This window comes from Rossellomorea sp. NRS-1567 (genome assembly GCF_050467885.1).
Taxonomy (GTDB): Bacteria; Bacillota; Bacilli; order Bacillales; family Bacillaceae_B; genus Rossellomorea; species Rossellomorea aquimaris_C.
The window spans coordinates 17,841-32,089 of sequence record NZ_JBITPL010000013.1 but is presented as its reverse complement, the minus strand read 5'-3'; the positions used below and the strand labels follow the sequence as shown (position 1 = coordinate 32,089).

General features: G+C 42.7%; 17 protein-coding genes and 1 pseudogene. 9 read left to right on the top strand and 9 right to left on the bottom strand.

Features of this window, described 5'->3' with window-relative positions:
* The first annotated feature begins 5 nt into the window (after positions 1-5).
* Genes ACIFOD_RS07620 through mnhG form a run of 3 tightly spaced genes read left to right on the top strand, consistent with a single transcriptional unit; the run spans position 6 to position 1,112 of the window.
* Positions 6-482 (top strand): Na+/H+ antiporter subunit E, encoded by a 477-nt coding sequence (locus ACIFOD_RS07620; RefSeq protein ID WP_113968948.1) that lies wholly within the window; start codon positions 6-8, stop codon positions 480-482.
* Complete coding sequence (locus ACIFOD_RS07615) at positions 482-766, top strand: Na(+)/H(+) antiporter subunit F1 (RefSeq protein WP_113968950.1); 285 nt, start codon at positions 482-484, stop codon at positions 764-766. Before ACIFOD_RS07620 ends, ACIFOD_RS07615 begins: the two co-directional genes overlap by 1 nt.
* On the top strand, positions 750-1,112 hold the full coding sequence (mnhG, locus tag ACIFOD_RS07610; protein ID WP_428976223.1) for a monovalent cation/H(+) antiporter subunit G: 363 nt from the start codon (positions 750-752) through the stop codon (positions 1,110-1,112). The genes ACIFOD_RS07615 and mnhG overlap by 17 nt, the downstream gene beginning before the upstream one ends.
* A 66-nt stretch (positions 1,113-1,178) precedes the next feature.
* Here the strand turns inward: mnhG and ACIFOD_RS07605 are convergent, their stop codons facing one another.
* On the bottom strand, positions 1,179-1,547 hold the full coding sequence (locus tag ACIFOD_RS07605) for a DUF2188 domain-containing protein (protein ID WP_430314128.1): 369 nt from the start codon (positions 1,545-1,547) through the stop codon (positions 1,179-1,181).
* Between the two features lie 84 nt (positions 1,548-1,631).
* Positions 1,632-2,015, bottom strand: a complete 384-nt coding sequence (locus ACIFOD_RS07600) for a PaaI family thioesterase (RefSeq protein WP_044338131.1) — start codon at positions 2,013-2,015, stop codon at positions 1,632-1,634.
* Between the two features lie 174 nt (positions 2,016-2,189).
* On the opposite strand from ACIFOD_RS07600, the gene ACIFOD_RS07595 reads away from it, so the two are divergent.
* A complete protein-coding gene (locus ACIFOD_RS07595; RefSeq protein ID WP_397554218.1) occupies positions 2,190-2,570 on the top strand; it encodes a hypothetical protein in 381 nt (126 codons plus the stop codon).
* Between the two features lie 246 nt (positions 2,571-2,816).
* On the opposite strand, the gene ACIFOD_RS07590 is transcribed toward ACIFOD_RS07595, so the two are convergent.
* Positions 2,817-4,133, bottom strand: coding sequence for a Na+/H+ antiporter family protein (locus ACIFOD_RS07590; RefSeq protein WP_430314127.1), 1,317 nt, complete (start codon positions 4,131-4,133; stop codon positions 2,817-2,819).
* 226 nt (positions 4,134-4,359) lie between these two features.
* Between ACIFOD_RS07590 and ACIFOD_RS07585 the strand changes: the two genes are divergently transcribed.
* The gene (locus tag ACIFOD_RS07585) at positions 4,360-4,725 is read left to right on the top strand and encodes a hypothetical protein (RefSeq protein WP_430314126.1); all 366 of its coding nucleotides are present in this window, start codon (positions 4,360-4,362) and stop codon (positions 4,723-4,725) included.
* Positions 4,726-4,749: 24 nt separating this feature from the next.
* Here the strand turns inward: ACIFOD_RS07585 and ACIFOD_RS07580 are convergent, their stop codons facing one another.
* Entirely contained in the window at positions 4,750-6,255 is a 1,506-nt protein-coding gene (locus ACIFOD_RS07580; protein ID WP_430314125.1) for a leucyl aminopeptidase, read from the bottom strand.
* Between the two features lie 157 nt (positions 6,256-6,412).
* On the opposite strand from ACIFOD_RS07580, the gene ACIFOD_RS07575 reads away from it, so the two are divergent.
* The gene (locus ACIFOD_RS07575; RefSeq protein WP_149157587.1) at positions 6,413-6,892 is read left to right on the top strand and encodes a divergent PAP2 family protein; all 480 of its coding nucleotides are present in this window, start codon (positions 6,413-6,415) and stop codon (positions 6,890-6,892) included.
* Positions 6,893-6,902: 10 nt separating this feature from the next.
* Positions 6,903-7,697, top strand: coding sequence for a cobalamin-binding protein (locus ACIFOD_RS07570; protein WP_430314124.1), 795 nt, complete (start codon positions 6,903-6,905; stop codon positions 7,695-7,697).
* Positions 7,698-7,738: 41 nt separating this feature from the next.
* On the opposite strand, the gene ACIFOD_RS07565 is transcribed toward ACIFOD_RS07570, so the two are convergent.
* The 4 genes from ACIFOD_RS07565 to ACIFOD_RS07550 form a co-directional block, all read right to left on the bottom strand.
* Positions 7,739-8,443 (bottom strand): 3D domain-containing protein, encoded by a 705-nt coding sequence (locus ACIFOD_RS07565; protein WP_430314123.1) that lies wholly within the window; start codon positions 8,441-8,443, stop codon positions 7,739-7,741.
* Positions 8,444-8,709: 266 nt separating this feature from the next.
* On the bottom strand, positions 8,710-9,027 hold the full coding sequence (locus tag ACIFOD_RS07560; protein ID WP_262371868.1) for a YuiB family protein: 318 nt from the start codon (positions 9,025-9,027) through the stop codon (positions 8,710-8,712).
* Between the two features lie 209 nt (positions 9,028-9,236).
* A complete protein-coding gene (locus ACIFOD_RS07555) occupies positions 9,237-9,362 on the bottom strand; it encodes a YuiA family protein (RefSeq protein ID WP_172655674.1) in 126 nt (41 codons plus the stop codon).
* Between the two features lie 268 nt (positions 9,363-9,630).
* Entirely contained in the window at positions 9,631-10,848 is a 1,218-nt protein-coding gene (locus tag ACIFOD_RS07550) for an NAD(P)/FAD-dependent oxidoreductase (RefSeq protein ID WP_428976300.1), read from the bottom strand.
* A gap of 881 nt (positions 10,849-11,729) precedes the next feature.
* On the opposite strand from ACIFOD_RS07550, the gene ACIFOD_RS07545 reads away from it, so the two are divergent.
* Both ACIFOD_RS07545 and ACIFOD_RS07540 read left to right on the top strand, forming a co-directional pair.
* Entirely contained in the window at positions 11,730-12,728 is a 999-nt protein-coding gene (locus tag ACIFOD_RS07545) for an NAD(P)/FAD-dependent oxidoreductase (protein ID WP_430314122.1), read from the top strand.
* 545 nt (positions 12,729-13,273) lie between these two features.
* Entirely contained in the window at positions 13,274-13,918 is a 645-nt protein-coding gene (locus ACIFOD_RS07540) for an SDR family oxidoreductase (protein ID WP_430314121.1), read from the top strand.
* A gap of 50 nt (positions 13,919-13,968) precedes the next feature.
* Here the strand turns inward: ACIFOD_RS07540 and ACIFOD_RS07535 are convergent.
* A pseudogene (locus tag ACIFOD_RS07535) lies at positions 13,969-14,064 on the bottom strand (iron-sulfur cluster assembly accessory protein); the annotation flags it as partial.
* Between the last annotated feature and the right edge of the window lie 185 nt (positions 14,065-14,249).

The window sequence follows — 14,249 nt, the reverse complement described above, 5'->3', positions numbered from 1 at the left end:
GTAGAATGGCATTTCAAATTTTATTAAACTTTTTCCTGGCCTTTGTCTGGATGTTTCTTTCGGTGTCCTTTACTTCTCAGTCATTTATTATTGGCTATTTGCTAGGATTGCTTGTGATTTTTGCATTCAGAAGGTTTTTCGGCTCACGGTTTTATTTATTACGCGTGGCTGCCGTAATCAAGTTATTCTTCCTGTTTTTAAAAGAACTGATCCTTGCTAACATCTCGGTCTTAAAAACGATCCTGAGACCGAAGCTTGATTTCCAACCGGGAATCTTTGCTTTACCGACAGATTTAAAAACAGATTGGGAGATTACCTTATTAGCTAATCTCATTACCCTGACACCCGGGACACTCGTCATGGATGTATCGTATGATAATAAGATTCTTTATGTCCATGCCATCGATATCCCTGATGTGGATCAAGCCATTGATGAGATTAAAAATTCCTTTGAAAAAGCCATTATGGAGGTGAGTCGCTAATGTTACACACGATTTTTCAAATCACACTGCTATGCGTCTCCCTATCCATGCTGGGGCTTGTATACAGGGTTGTGAAAGGGCCAACCACCCCTGACCGTGTGGTAGCCCTAGATGCAATCGGTATCAATCTGATTGCCATCATCGCCCTCGTATCCATGATGCTCGATACTTACGCCTTTCTGGAAGTTATTCTCCTTCTTGGGATTCTGGCTTTCTTAGGAACCGTTGCCTTTTCAAAGTTCTTAGAGAAAGGGGAGATCATCGAACGTGAGCGAGATCATTAGATTTTTCATCGGGTTCTTTTTAGTAGTAGGAGGGTTTCTCAGCCTGGTCACTGCCTTTGGTTTGCTGAGACTCCCGGATGTATATACGAGAAATCATGCTGCTTCTAAAAGTGCGACACTGGGCGTGATGTCGATTCTTTTGGCAACATTCCTTTACTTTTATTTGGAGCATGGACACTTTAATTCGAGACTGATTCTGACGATCTTCTTCATCTTTGTGACGGCACCTGTTGCTGGACACCTCATCTCAAGAGCTGCCTATAATTCCGGGGTTAAGCTTTGGGATAAAAGCGTTCGGGATGACTTAAAAGATAAAAAAGAATATGACCGCCAAAACAGTCAATAACAAGCTTATGCGAAACAAAAAGGCTTGACCTCATGAGGATCTCCTCGAGTGGTCAAGCCTTTTTCCTTATTGTTGATACAAGTGATTCTCTACACTTCCATCCTGTTTGTGTACAACAAGCGTGCCGGAATGATCCGTCACATAGTCCTTCGCCTTTGATAACAGCTTATCCTTTGTCTCTTCTACCAGGATGGCACGTTGTCCGTCTGCTTTCTTTAACTGCCAGCCGTTGTCATGTGGACTGACATGATATTCGGTTTTATCCGAAGCATTTCCTTCTTCAGACTTATGGGCCTGGTCGGTGGCAATCGCAATCGCTCGTCCCTCTTCATACCCTTCATCGAGAAGGGCGTTGGCAATCTCAATGGCTTTGTTCCGAACATCCGCAGGCAGGTTTTTCAGTGAATCAGGATAATCATTTTTTGTCCAACTCATTAAATATAGCCTCCTAATCAAATGGTTAGTTATTGATTTCCCATTTATTCACTTTTAAAACATTTGGATATGTAAGAATTCCGTTTAGCGTTTTGGCACAACTGCCATCGTACATCTTGAAACACAGATCAATTGATCGTCCTCATCCGTGATCTTAATCTCCCAAACCATTGTGGTTCTCCCTTGATGCATCACCGTTCCTGTAGCAGTAACAAGGCCTTCACGCTTCGCTTTAATATGATTGGCGTTGATCTCCAAACCGAAGCAGATCTCCTTATCCAGATCAATTAATTGCACCGCCCCAACACTCGCAACCGTTTCTGCAAGTGCCACTGATGCTCCTCCATGAAGGAATCCGAATGGCTGTCTCGTGTTTTCATTTACGGGCATCGTCGCAATTACTTTTCCTTTTCCCAGTTCGACAAACTCAATTCCTAACGTGCTGATTAATGTATTTTCCATGTTCATGTGATCACCTCATAATATTTTCTTCTCTATTATCTGTTCTATAGTGGCTGTGAAAATCCTTTATTTTGCCTAAAAGGGCTTGGCCGCTCTCCCCTTCCACCTTTTGTTTCATGAATAATTCCCTCTTCATTTTCATACATTTCCTTAGAGCATTCCTAAGAAAGGGGTTATGTTATGTATCGGTACCATCCTTTTTATCCGCCCATTCAACGCCCCTATCCTCCTATTTATTCAAGGGCACAGCCTTCTTACAACCGCAACTATCCCCCTGTTGAAACCAAAACGTTTATGTCTTCAGCAGGTAAAACATTGAGCTTGATGGAGGATGCCCAAAAAGTGCTCCAAAGAATTAAAACCTCAGATGATTTTTCATCAAAATTTATGAGGGCTGCACAGCAATCGAACCTTCCTGAAGTACATAAGCTACTTCAAACCATCGGCACAAAAGTACAGCCCGTCGTCTCATTTAATCCTGACGGTGTGCGTTTAGTCTTCGATGAGAAACTTGGCCAGGTGGATTGCTGTCATTTGATTGTGATTGTCCGGTGGATGTAGGGCAGCGATGTAGTGAACGGCATCGCTTTTTTTATTATTACGCAAGAATAGCAGTGTCATAGATGACACTGCTATTCTCATTATTCTATTTGCCGTATGGTGGATAGTTCCGATAATCATAAGGTCTTGGACCTAAGAGTGCCGAACCTAATAACCCGCCGAGTTCCCATCGGCGGTCATTCACTTTATGAGTGGTGAACCGGCTGTGAAAGAACAAAAAGCAAGGGCACATGTCCCTTGCTTTTTTTATAGAATAATGGCTGCAATCCAGCCGAATAGTATCAGTGGAATATTGTAGTGTAAGAATGTTGGTACACACGTGTCCCAAATGTGATTATGCTGACCATCCGCATTCAATCCGGCTGTCGGTCCAAGCGTACTGTCCGATGCCGGGGAACCTGCGTCACCAAGTGCCCCAGAGGTCCCGACAATCGCAATCGTTGCGAGGGGGCTGAATCCAAGCTCCATGGCAAGTGGTACGAAGATGGCTGCAATGATTGGAATCGTAGCAAATGATGATCCGATGCCCATTGTCACAATAAGGCCTACAATCAACATGATAAGTGCAGCCAATGCCTGGTTTCCGCCGATCACGTCAGCAGTCGTTTCAACCAATGTTTCGACATCGCCTGTTGCTTTTACCACTTCAGCAAAGCCTGATGCCGTAATCATCACAAAGCCTATGAAAGCCATCATTTTCATTCCTTCATTCAGTAACCCGTCGGCCTCTTTCCATTTAACCGACCCGGAAATATAAAGAACAGCAATACCGGCTAATGCACCAAAGATCATTGATTCCAGCTGAAGCTGAACATATAGGGCGACTACGATGGAAACGAGAGCAAAAATCATCGCTCTTTTATTATAAACGATCTTCTCTTCAGCGATCACTTCTTCTGCTTCATTGTAGTCCCGTGGTTTACGGTAGCTCACAAACACGGCGATGAGTAACCCGATCACCATTCCCCCTACAGGGAGAAGCATCGCTTTCGGAATATCACCTAACGCAATTCCCATGCCGCTTGAGCCCATGTTTTGAGCGATGATTTCATGGAACTGCAAGCCAAATCCTACAGGTAATAGAATATACGGAGCCGTTAAACCAAACGTAATCACAGATGCGATTAAACGTCGGTCTATCCGTAACTCTGTCATCACCTTCAATAAAGGTGGAATCAAAATAGGAATAAAAGCAATGTGAATCGGAATCACATTTTGTGAAAAACAAGCCATAATTAATATAGATAAAACAATAAGTGCTTTCGAAAGCGCTGTTTTTCTGGAATCGCCTTTTTTTCCAACTACTTTAAGTACCCAGTCAACAAGTAGATTGGGGATTCCCGTGTAAGAGATCGCCACCGCAAATCCACCCAGTAATGCATAACTTAGGGCGATACTTGCCCCGCCGCTGATTCCTTCAGTAAATACGGATATCGTCTCGTTTAATCCCAGCCCACCAGTCAATCCTCCGACTAACGCACCAGTGATCAGAGCGAATACAACATTCACGCGTACCAAGCTTAGTACAAGCATGACAAGAACCGCTATAACAACTGCGTTCATAACTACCTTCCTCCTCATAATTCTCCATGCAACGATATATCGTTTTGCTTTAGTATGCTAAATTGGTAGAGTAATAAAATCACGATTTCAACTTTAACAAGATAAAGAGAGATTGTCAACACTTTAGCAGAGTAAAAGAGGAGTGGTGAATTTTTCAAAATAATATTGGGTTCATTTCGAAGATTGAGTTGGTCGGGCCGGATCTGCCAGACTGAAGTTCCATTAAATGTCAATCGGTTGGATTATGGTCAAAAACTGCTGGATTTTCTCACATTTTGGCCGGATTCTGTTTAATAACGGCTGGATTTTTCGTGAAAGTGGCCGGATTTTAATCGAAAACGGCTGGATTGCAGTCAAAAACGACCGGCCTACTTACGAAATTTTACCGGACCCTGAAAAAACCTGCTCCCATTCGATTAAAAACGGCCGAATCCTGACAAAAACGGCGGCATTTCCTCCCCTATCGGCCGGATTACCCGCTTATCCCAAACTAGAATCTTATGTCTCCTGCAATTTCAGCTGCCGCATTCAATCCAAATTATGTATATCACAAAAAAAGCCTTCTTTCAGTGTCATCGTGCTTAAACACTGAAAAAAGACTCTTCATTCCGTTACATTATTTTTCCAAAGGTACAAAGCGCTCAACTAATAGTGCAAGCGTTCTTGCCATGACACCAGTTCCGCCTTTCGGACCCAGTTCATAGCTGCCTTTCGTCGTTGCCGTACCGGCGATATCAAGATGTACCCAAGGAAGACCTTCAGCGAACTCCCCGACAAAGGCCCCACCCATGATGGCATGACCTGCTCGTCCCGGTGAGTTGTTCAAGTCGGCAATATCACTTCCACGAACACGCTTCTTGTCGTTTTCCGTATAAGGAAGCTGCCAGATGTATTCGCCAGATTCCCCTGACGCTTCCAGCACTTGCTCGAAGAACGCTTCATTATTCGTGAGTGCCCCCGTTTTGTCTTCACCCAGAGCAATGATGACTCCACCGGTTAGAGTTGCAACGTCCACTAAATAATTTGCTCCTTGATGCTTCGCATAGGTCATACCGTCAGCTAGTGCGAGACGGCCCTCAGCGTCTGTATTTAACACTTCTATGGTTTTACCGCTCATTGATGTAATCACATCGTCAGGCTTGAAGGCAGAGCCGCTTACCATATTGTCTGTTGAAGGAATGACGGCAACTACGTTTTGTTCCGGTTTGATTTCACCGATGATTTCCATCGCACCCAGAACCGCTGCTGCTCCCCCCATATCGGCTTTCATTCCGACGATTCCATCTTTCGGCTTAATAGAATAACCGCCTGTATCAAAGGTGATTCCTTTTCCAACCAAACCGATGACATCTTGCCACTCATCTTTCCCGTTGTACTTCAGAACGATCATTTTGGGAGGTTCAACGGATCCCTGGTTTACTGCGAGCAGTGCGCCCATGCCCAGATGTTCCATCTCTTCTTTATCCAAAATTTCCACTTCAAAGTTATATCGCTTCGCTAATTCAAGGGCGTATTCGGCTAATTTAGTAGAGGTTAATAGATTACCAGGAGTGTTCACCAGCGTACGAGCTGAATTGACTCCATTCCCAAAAGCGGAGCCGATATGTAAAGCCGTCTCTACTTCTTTAGAGTCTTCGCTTGTAAAGAACTCGATCGAGTCTACGTGTACTTCCCGTTGATTTGATTTCTTCTTATAGCCGTGGAACTCATATGTAGACATCGTAAAGGCTTCCATAAATGCATGAGCTGCATCTGTCGCTACCATTTCTTCAGAAATAAACGTATCCAGTGCTACTGAAAAAGAAGAAACTTTCATCCCCTTTAATGCTTTTGAGGCTACCCCTAACGATTCTTTTAAAGAATCAAACGTAAGCTCTTTTTGTTTTCCAAGTCCAACGAACACTACTCTCTTCGTTTCGAGCTTACCAAATGTATGTACTTTGGTTACTTTCTTTGCTTTTGTAGATATGTCCCCGTCTTTTACCAGCTGTGTAAGATAGCCTTCGAACTTGTGGTCAAGCTCTTTCAGCTTCCCTTCAAATGTTGGCTGATTGTAAATCCCAACAACCAGGCACTCCTGATCAGCAGCTGTCAATTCATTTTGATTAATTGAAAATTTCATTTATCCGACACCTCCACCCTCTATTATAGCGAAAATGTCCCATTATTTCGACTTTCTAACAAACCGATCCACAAAGTTAATTAAAGAGGTAAATAGGGTATGATATAATGAGAACATTATTTGTATTCAAACAATTGAAAGGGTGGCATTTCACAGCATGGAAGTATTTTTTAATTTTCCATTATGGGCATCTTTATTTTCAATCTTTTTTGCTCAGTTTGTTAAGGTTCCCATACAGTTTATCGCGACCAGGGAATTAAATTGGTCATTAATCACCTCAACAGGCGGGATGCCGAGTTCCCATTCAGCTGCCGTAACGGCATTATCTACGGGAGTAGCCCTGGAAGTAGGCGTCGATTCACCAATCTTTGCTGTTTCCGCCATGTTTGCCATCATTACGATGTTTGACGCAACGGGTGTGAGAAGGCAGGCAGGAGAACAAGCCATTGTCCTGAATCGATTGATGGTGGATTTCCAAAGGTTCATGTCAGAAGCAAAAGGCTGGCAGAACAAGCCTGAACAGGAAAAGCGCAAGGAGTTAAAGGAATTACTCGGACACAAACCCATTGAAGTGTTCTTTGGTGGACTTTCCGGGATTATTCTGACCCTTCTTCTTCATTATTTCTTTTATGCATAGGAGTGGCACGATGAGAATTGTTTCGATCTGTCCAAGTAATACAGAAATAATCGATTACCTCGGATTAACTCCACTCCTCGTAGGAGTCGATGATTACTCCGATTATCCTGAAGAGGTCCAATCACTTCCCAGGCTCGGACCGGATCTCTCCATTAATATGGATAAGCTGGAGTCCTTGGAGCCTGATTTAGTGTTTTCTTCATTAAGTGTACCCGGTATGGAAAAAAACATAGAAAATCTGGATAAGCGGAACATCCCCCACATTACGTTAAATCCTCAGAGCTTTTCTGATATAGCAGACGATCTTTTAACGGTTGGGAAAGCGTGTGGAATGGAAGAACATGCCATGAATCGTCAGAGTGAATTTCTGCAAACCGTAACACGCTTAAAGACGATTAGTTCCGGGGTTCAACATCCTCCATCTCTCTACTGGGAATGGTGGCCAAAGCCAGTGTTCACCCCTGGTAAGCTCAACTGGTTGACCGAGTTGAGCGAGATGATCGGGGCACGAAATCTATATGAAGATGTGGATCTTGCGAGTGTTCAAACGGATTGGGAAGATGTACAAAAGCGTGACCCCGACTATATTTGTCTTGCCTGGGTCGGCGTTCAGCAGAAACGGGTCAACCCAGATATCGTGAAGAAGCGTCCAGGATGGAACGACATGAGAGCTGTTCAACAGGATCGAATTTTCGTCCTGGAAGAAGCCCTCTATTGCAGGCCGTCCCCTCTTCTATTAAAGGGAGCCGTCAAGCTTGCCGGGATGCTTCATCCAGAATTGTATAAAGAGGAACAGTTACGTTAAAAAGCACGCAGTTCATGATGTGAACTGCGTGCTTTTCCTGATTATTCTTCTTTAGGCGATAAAATCTGCTGTCTAAACACCTGCATGGATTTATTTTCATTAAGGTCTACTAATTGCTGTTCGGATAACTCTCCTGAACCCATCTGGATCATATACACATCCAGTGTCTGTTTACCCCATTCATTATACACATCATCGACTGTCTCATAATAGAGGTCCAGTCTATTCCCCTTAATAGCGCTCCCTTTATCGGCTACAACCCCATATCCATAATGGGGGATAAAAAGAATGGTACCAATAGGATAAACGGAAAGATCGGCTGCAATCGTAGAATATAAATCACGTTTCACTTTCACTCCTGAATATGTAATTCCGTACAGGGGATGCCCAGGATTCTTCCCGGTCGATTCAATCCCGGCTGTATAGCCTGTGGCTACAACCTTATGCTTCGTATACTGATCCCAATCAACCGACTCTTCCAACGTCCTCGGTTCAACGGGGGTACTCGCAGAAATTTGAGTTTCAAAGCCTGCTAGCCTCTTAAGAAATTTAAATGACAATCCTAAACGATTTGTCTGATGCTCTTTATAATTCAAATTGGTTTGATCACGGTCACCCTTGTCCATCAACCAGGTTTTAAAGGTTTGGGCTTCTACTCCGGAGACTGATTGAAAAGTAGTTCCCAGTGCCAGAATGAACAAACTGACCATAACGAATCTCTTCGTCCATGTTTTAAACAAATTCATGTATTCACTCCTCCCACCTTTAATACTTCCCAACCAGGAGGAGATATATGCATAAATTGAGAAAAAAATCGAATAGTTTCAATATTTGGAAATTATTCAGGTTATAGTTTTAAGCGTTCCTTATAGATGAATTTCATCGCTCAAAGGCGACCTTGCAGTAGATTTAACCTATTTCCCACTTCAACTAGTATGTACAATTCCCGAAAAAAACTATAATAAAAAAACCGTTCAACTTAGGGAAGGATCCCTCGGTTAAACGGATGCGGTTAAAACATTCGATATCCTTTTGCTCTTAAGATCCTCATTACGACTCCTGAAAGAATCGCTCCTGCCAGCCCACTTCCTAAGATCACAAGATCGGCTACAGCCAGATGGCTGATTTTCGTACCTAACTCAGAAAACGACTCTCCTGCATTTCGGAAATAATCTATAAAACGAACATCATCCACAATAAAAATGACAACAATAGGATAAATGATCGCCATTATCCACGTCATACGCAATAACATATTTAACAAAAAGCCTATTCCGAAAAATAAAACAAAAAATAGAAGCATCGAAATTAACATTACATGTATAGGCATTTTACCGTTTACACCTCCATAAACACTAAAGATTAGTGTACCCCGAGTGTAATGAAGCGTCAATATTTTCAAGAAGATTTGTAGCTTATTCACAAAATAAACATATGTTTCATATCAGGTGACAAAAAAAACAGACCCGAATCAGGATCCATACCTCCAATAGAAGTATCTACCTTCATCAGGTCTGCTTTTCATCTATCTCTTAGGGCTTATTTCTGCTTCCCACTGCCTCCGCAGCACGGACACGTTTCAGAACCACCCAATACTAACTGAAAGTATCCTTTTCCTGAACAATATAGACAGTATTTCGTTTTAGTACTTGCAGTAGCTCTCATAATTCCCTCTCCCTTTTCTTTAATTTCTTAATTTTCTGATAATATATCATCTATCTCCAATAAAGAAAAGGGACATTATAGGGGATGTACCTCTAAGAAAGCGAATACATTTATGTTTTTCTTTCATTATCTCTTTTTTTCTTAAAATTTACAGAATTTTAAGAAAACATTTTGCACTTCGTGTAGGGGAATTGTTTTCCTCGATTTTACCCAAATAAAAAAGCAGAGCGGAATCCACCCTGCTTTTTCATTTTTTATTCATTAGAGCTTAAAAGAATTTGAACTTTCCTTTTTTGAAGACAAGGGATGGTCCACCAACCATGTAAAGCGCACGGTTATCGACTACCTTCTTCATGAACGAAGCTTTTGTTCCAGTGATTTTCTTACCGTAAACGACACCGATTGCGTCGTCTTCACCCAGTGAACAAACTGTTCCTTTGATGTCTGGAGTAAATTCTTCCAAATGATCCTTACCGTGCAGTAAAGAAGCAATGTTGCGGGCACATACTTCACCTTGCTGCATCGCGATTTGTGCAGTAGGCGGGTATGGACGCTCAGTTTCTTCATTGATCATTAGTGAACAGTCACCGATGATGAAGATGTTATCATGGCCTGGAGCGCGAAGATCTTTGCTGATTTTCACACGGGCACGCATGTTTTCGATTCCAGCTCTTTCGATGATGGAGTTTCCGCGTACACCTGCAGCCCATACGATCGTACCAGCCTTGATTTCTTCTACTTCATCTTCACCTTTAGCGATTAAGACACTGTCAGCCTTCGCTTCTTTAAGCGGCGTTCCGATGTGGAATTCCACACCTTTTTTCTCAAGCTTGGCACGCGCGTATTTCACTAGCTCAGGATCGAATCCAGGAAGAATCATCGGTGCAGCTTCCACGCACACAATGCGTACTTTCTTGCGATCGATATCATATTCATGACAAAGTTCAGGAACACGGTTACCTAATTCACCCAAGAATTCGATTCCAGTGAATCCTGCTCCACCTACAACGATTGTAAGGCGGTCGTCTTTTTTCTCTTCTTCGTTTTTATACGTAGCAAATTGTAATTCAATATGCTCACGGATCTGACGGGCAGAGTTGATGTTCGAAATCATGAATGCATGCTCATGAAGACCCTGGATACCGAATGTCTCAGATTCTGCACCTAATGCAACAACAAGGTAATCGAATTCTACTACACCGTCACTTGTGATGACTTTCTTTTCTTCTACTTTAATATCTTCAACAGTAGCTTGTAAGAAGTTTACTTTGCTTGTGTTGACAACATCTTTAATGTTGTAGCGTACACGATCATGATGAAGTGTACCTGCAGAAGCTTCGTGTAACCAAGTGGTTTCGTAGTGATAATCATTTTTATTAACTAAAATAATTTCTGCTTCATTTGTACCTAACTGCTTTTGAAGACGAGTTACCGTCATTAATCCACCATAACCTGCACCTAATACAACGATTCTGGGCTTTCTCAACTGAATCACATCCACCTTTTTTGATAAATTTGCTTTGGATACTCTTAGAGTCCTCCACATCATGCTTTTTTATCCCGTTCAATCTGACGCTATTACCTTTTTCCCTATAGAAAAGAAACTGAAACAAATCAAACGAGAAGTTTTCCTTCATTTAAAAGGAAAGTATTGTATGAAAAATAAATAAAAACGATAAACAATAAAGTATGTGACCTATTTCACGAACTACTACATACTTATGCGAGAATTGTCATAAATTCTTAACATTATGCCTACATTACATAATATTCTTTTTACAATGCATTTTCAAGATATATATAGGAAATTGAAAACTTAAGAATATTCCGAAAAGCGGAAGGGCTTTGCCCAGAGGCGACAAGCATAAGGCGAACCTGCCGGAAAGGCGCTTTTTGCCTTTTTGGCAGGTTTGACTTATGACCTCGAGCCTCTAAGCCCTGGAGCTGGACATCACCGAAAAGCGGAGGCGGCTTGCTCAGAGGCGACAAGCATAAGACGAACCAGACCGAAAGGCGTTCTTTGCCTTTTTGGCTGGTTTGACTTATGACCTCGAGCCTCTAGCCGCCGGAGCTGGACATCATCGAAAAGCGGAGGCGGCTTGCTCAGGCCCGACAAGCATAAGACGAGAACGCCGGAAAGGCGCACTTTGCCTTTTTGGCGTTCTTGACTTATGACCTCGAGGGACTAGCCGCCGGAGCTGGACAACTCGAAAAGCGGATGAGCATCCATCTCCCCCAAATGTATGAAAACCACTCCCCGAAAAGACTGATTATTCCCAATTATAATTTCAATTACTGTGAAGAATCGATTGCTCTATGATAGAATAAATTAAAATGTAATACATCTTAATTGTTGGAGGGATCTAGTTGAAGGAAGATCAAAAAGTGTATGATATTACAATCATAGGCGGCGGTCCTACAGGATTGTTTACGGCGTTCTATGGCGGCATGAGAAAAGCATCAGTTAAGATCATTGAAAGTTTACCACAACTCGGGGGGCAGCTAGCCACTCTATATCCTGAGAAATACATATATGATGTTGCCGGTTTTCCTAAAGTGAAAGCCCAGGATCTTGTCAATAATTTAAAAGAGCAGATGGCAAAGTTTGAGACGACGATTTGTCTTGAGCAAGCCGTGGAAGGTGTAGAAAAACAGGCTGATGGCATGTTTAAGCTCACAACCGATAAAGAGATTCATTTTTCCAGAACGATCATCATCACAGCAGGGAACGGTGCATTCCAGCCTCGACGCCTGGAACTCCAGCATGCATCTGAATTTGAAGGTAAGAACCTTCATTACTTTGTTGATAACCTGGAGCACTTCAGAGGCAAGAAGGTTGTCATTTGTGGTGGTGGTGATTCTGCCGTTGACTGGGCCCTTATGCTTGAGCCGATTGCAGAAAAAGTCTACCTCGTTCACAGAAGAGATAAATTCAGAGCCCATGAACATAGTGTCGAGAATTTGCACAACTCAACAGTAGAACTGAAAACACCTTATGTTCCTTCAGAGCTGGTTGTGGATGAGACCAAAATCAATCAGCTGATTTTGGAAGAAACAAAGGGTGACGAGAAGGAGATTATTGATCTAGATGAGCTGATCGTGAACTTTGGCTTTGTTTCATCTCTTGGTCCGATCAAGGATTGGGGACTGGAAATCGAAAAGAATTCAATCGTCGTTAACTCGAGAATGGAAACGAATATTCCAGGCATTTATGCAGCAGGTGATATCAGTACCTATGACGGGAAAGTCAAACTCATTGCCAGCGGATTTGGCGAAGCACCGACAGCGGTCAATAATGCCAAAGCTTATATGGATCCAAAAGCAAGAGTCCAACCAATGCACAGTACATCCATGTTTTCAGACTAAAGACCACTATGAGAGAGGGTCAGGATATCTATTCCTGACCCTCTTTTTTATTAGCTCTCTTCACAAAGATAGTTGATTTTTAATTAAAGGTCTGCTTTGGCTCTGTCAATCAGTAAGTGCTGAATGGTGAGGGGAACCGCTCCCGCTTTGAGCTAGCCTAGCGTTTGATGATTGTTTGGGATACAAGCGCTTAAAATTTCGCACAGAGTGGATTGTAGCGGAAGGCACTTGACTCCTGCGGGAGAAGCGGGACAGGTGAGACCCCGGAAGCGAAGCTGAGGAGGCTCACCGCCCGCCCCGCGGAAAGCAAGTGCCTGGAGCGGAAAGGAACGGTCCACGTTTTATCTCTACTAGCGGGAATATTGAGAACACCCTAAGTGAAAAAAGCAAAAAGATTCCCGCTCTTATGAAACAGAATATCCAATTACAGAAAAAATGTGTCAAACATCCATCCTCTTCACATCGACCCATCAAATTGTTTATTTTTACAGTGAATGGGTAGACCAATAATAAGATAAAAAACTTAGATAAAGGATGATGGATGCATGAATGTACTAGTTATTGGAGCAAACGGTCATACTGGCCGACACATAGTGAAAGAACTTTCAAACAGCAGTCAACATTTCGTGAGAGCTATGATTCGAAAGACAGAACAGGCCAAGGATATGGAAGACCTGGGGGCAAGACCGATTGTCGCAGATCTCGAACAGGACTTCTCCTACGCACTCGAAAATGTGAATGCCGTTATCTTTGCTGCTGGCAGCGGTGGTTCAACAGGAGACGATAAGACACTTGCGATCGATCAGGAAGGTGCAAAGAAAGCAGTGGATTATGCGAAGAAGATGGGGATTGAGCGCTTTGTGATGCTTAGCTCAATGGGTGCAGATAATCCGTCAAGCGGTCCGGATGCCCTGCAATTTTACTTGAAAGCGAAAGGAGCAGCGGATGCCTATTTGAAAGAAAGCGGTCTGAATTACACAATCGTCCGACCTGGCTCCCTTTCATTGGATGAAGGGAAAGGAAAGATTGAAGCTTCTACCTCCATTGAAGACAAAAGCAGAGACATATCACGTGAAGATGTCGCGAAAGTACTCGTCGACTCCCTGACCATCGAAGAAACGAACCATAAAGTATTCGAAATCCTGAGTGGTGACACACCTATTGAAGAAGCGCTAAAAAATATCCATTAATCACGAAAAAGGGACGGACCTCCAAATTGGAGGTCCGTCCCTTTAATTTATCAGCAATTCTCCGGCGTACCCTTATTCGTCGCCGTCACGAACGATGATCCACATCCGCATGATGCGATGGCGTTCGGATTATCGATGGTGAACCCGCAATCGGAGATGAAAAGTTACTAAACGTTGATATATTAAGGTTTGTTGTAGTTTTTAAGGATTGTTTTTGTTCATAGGGATTATTTATCTCACCAGTTCATGACGGTGAATTACAGTAACTCAATTTTACCCAAACCGTCAACCAACTGCAACCTATTTTGGTTCATTTTTCAATTTTTATTCT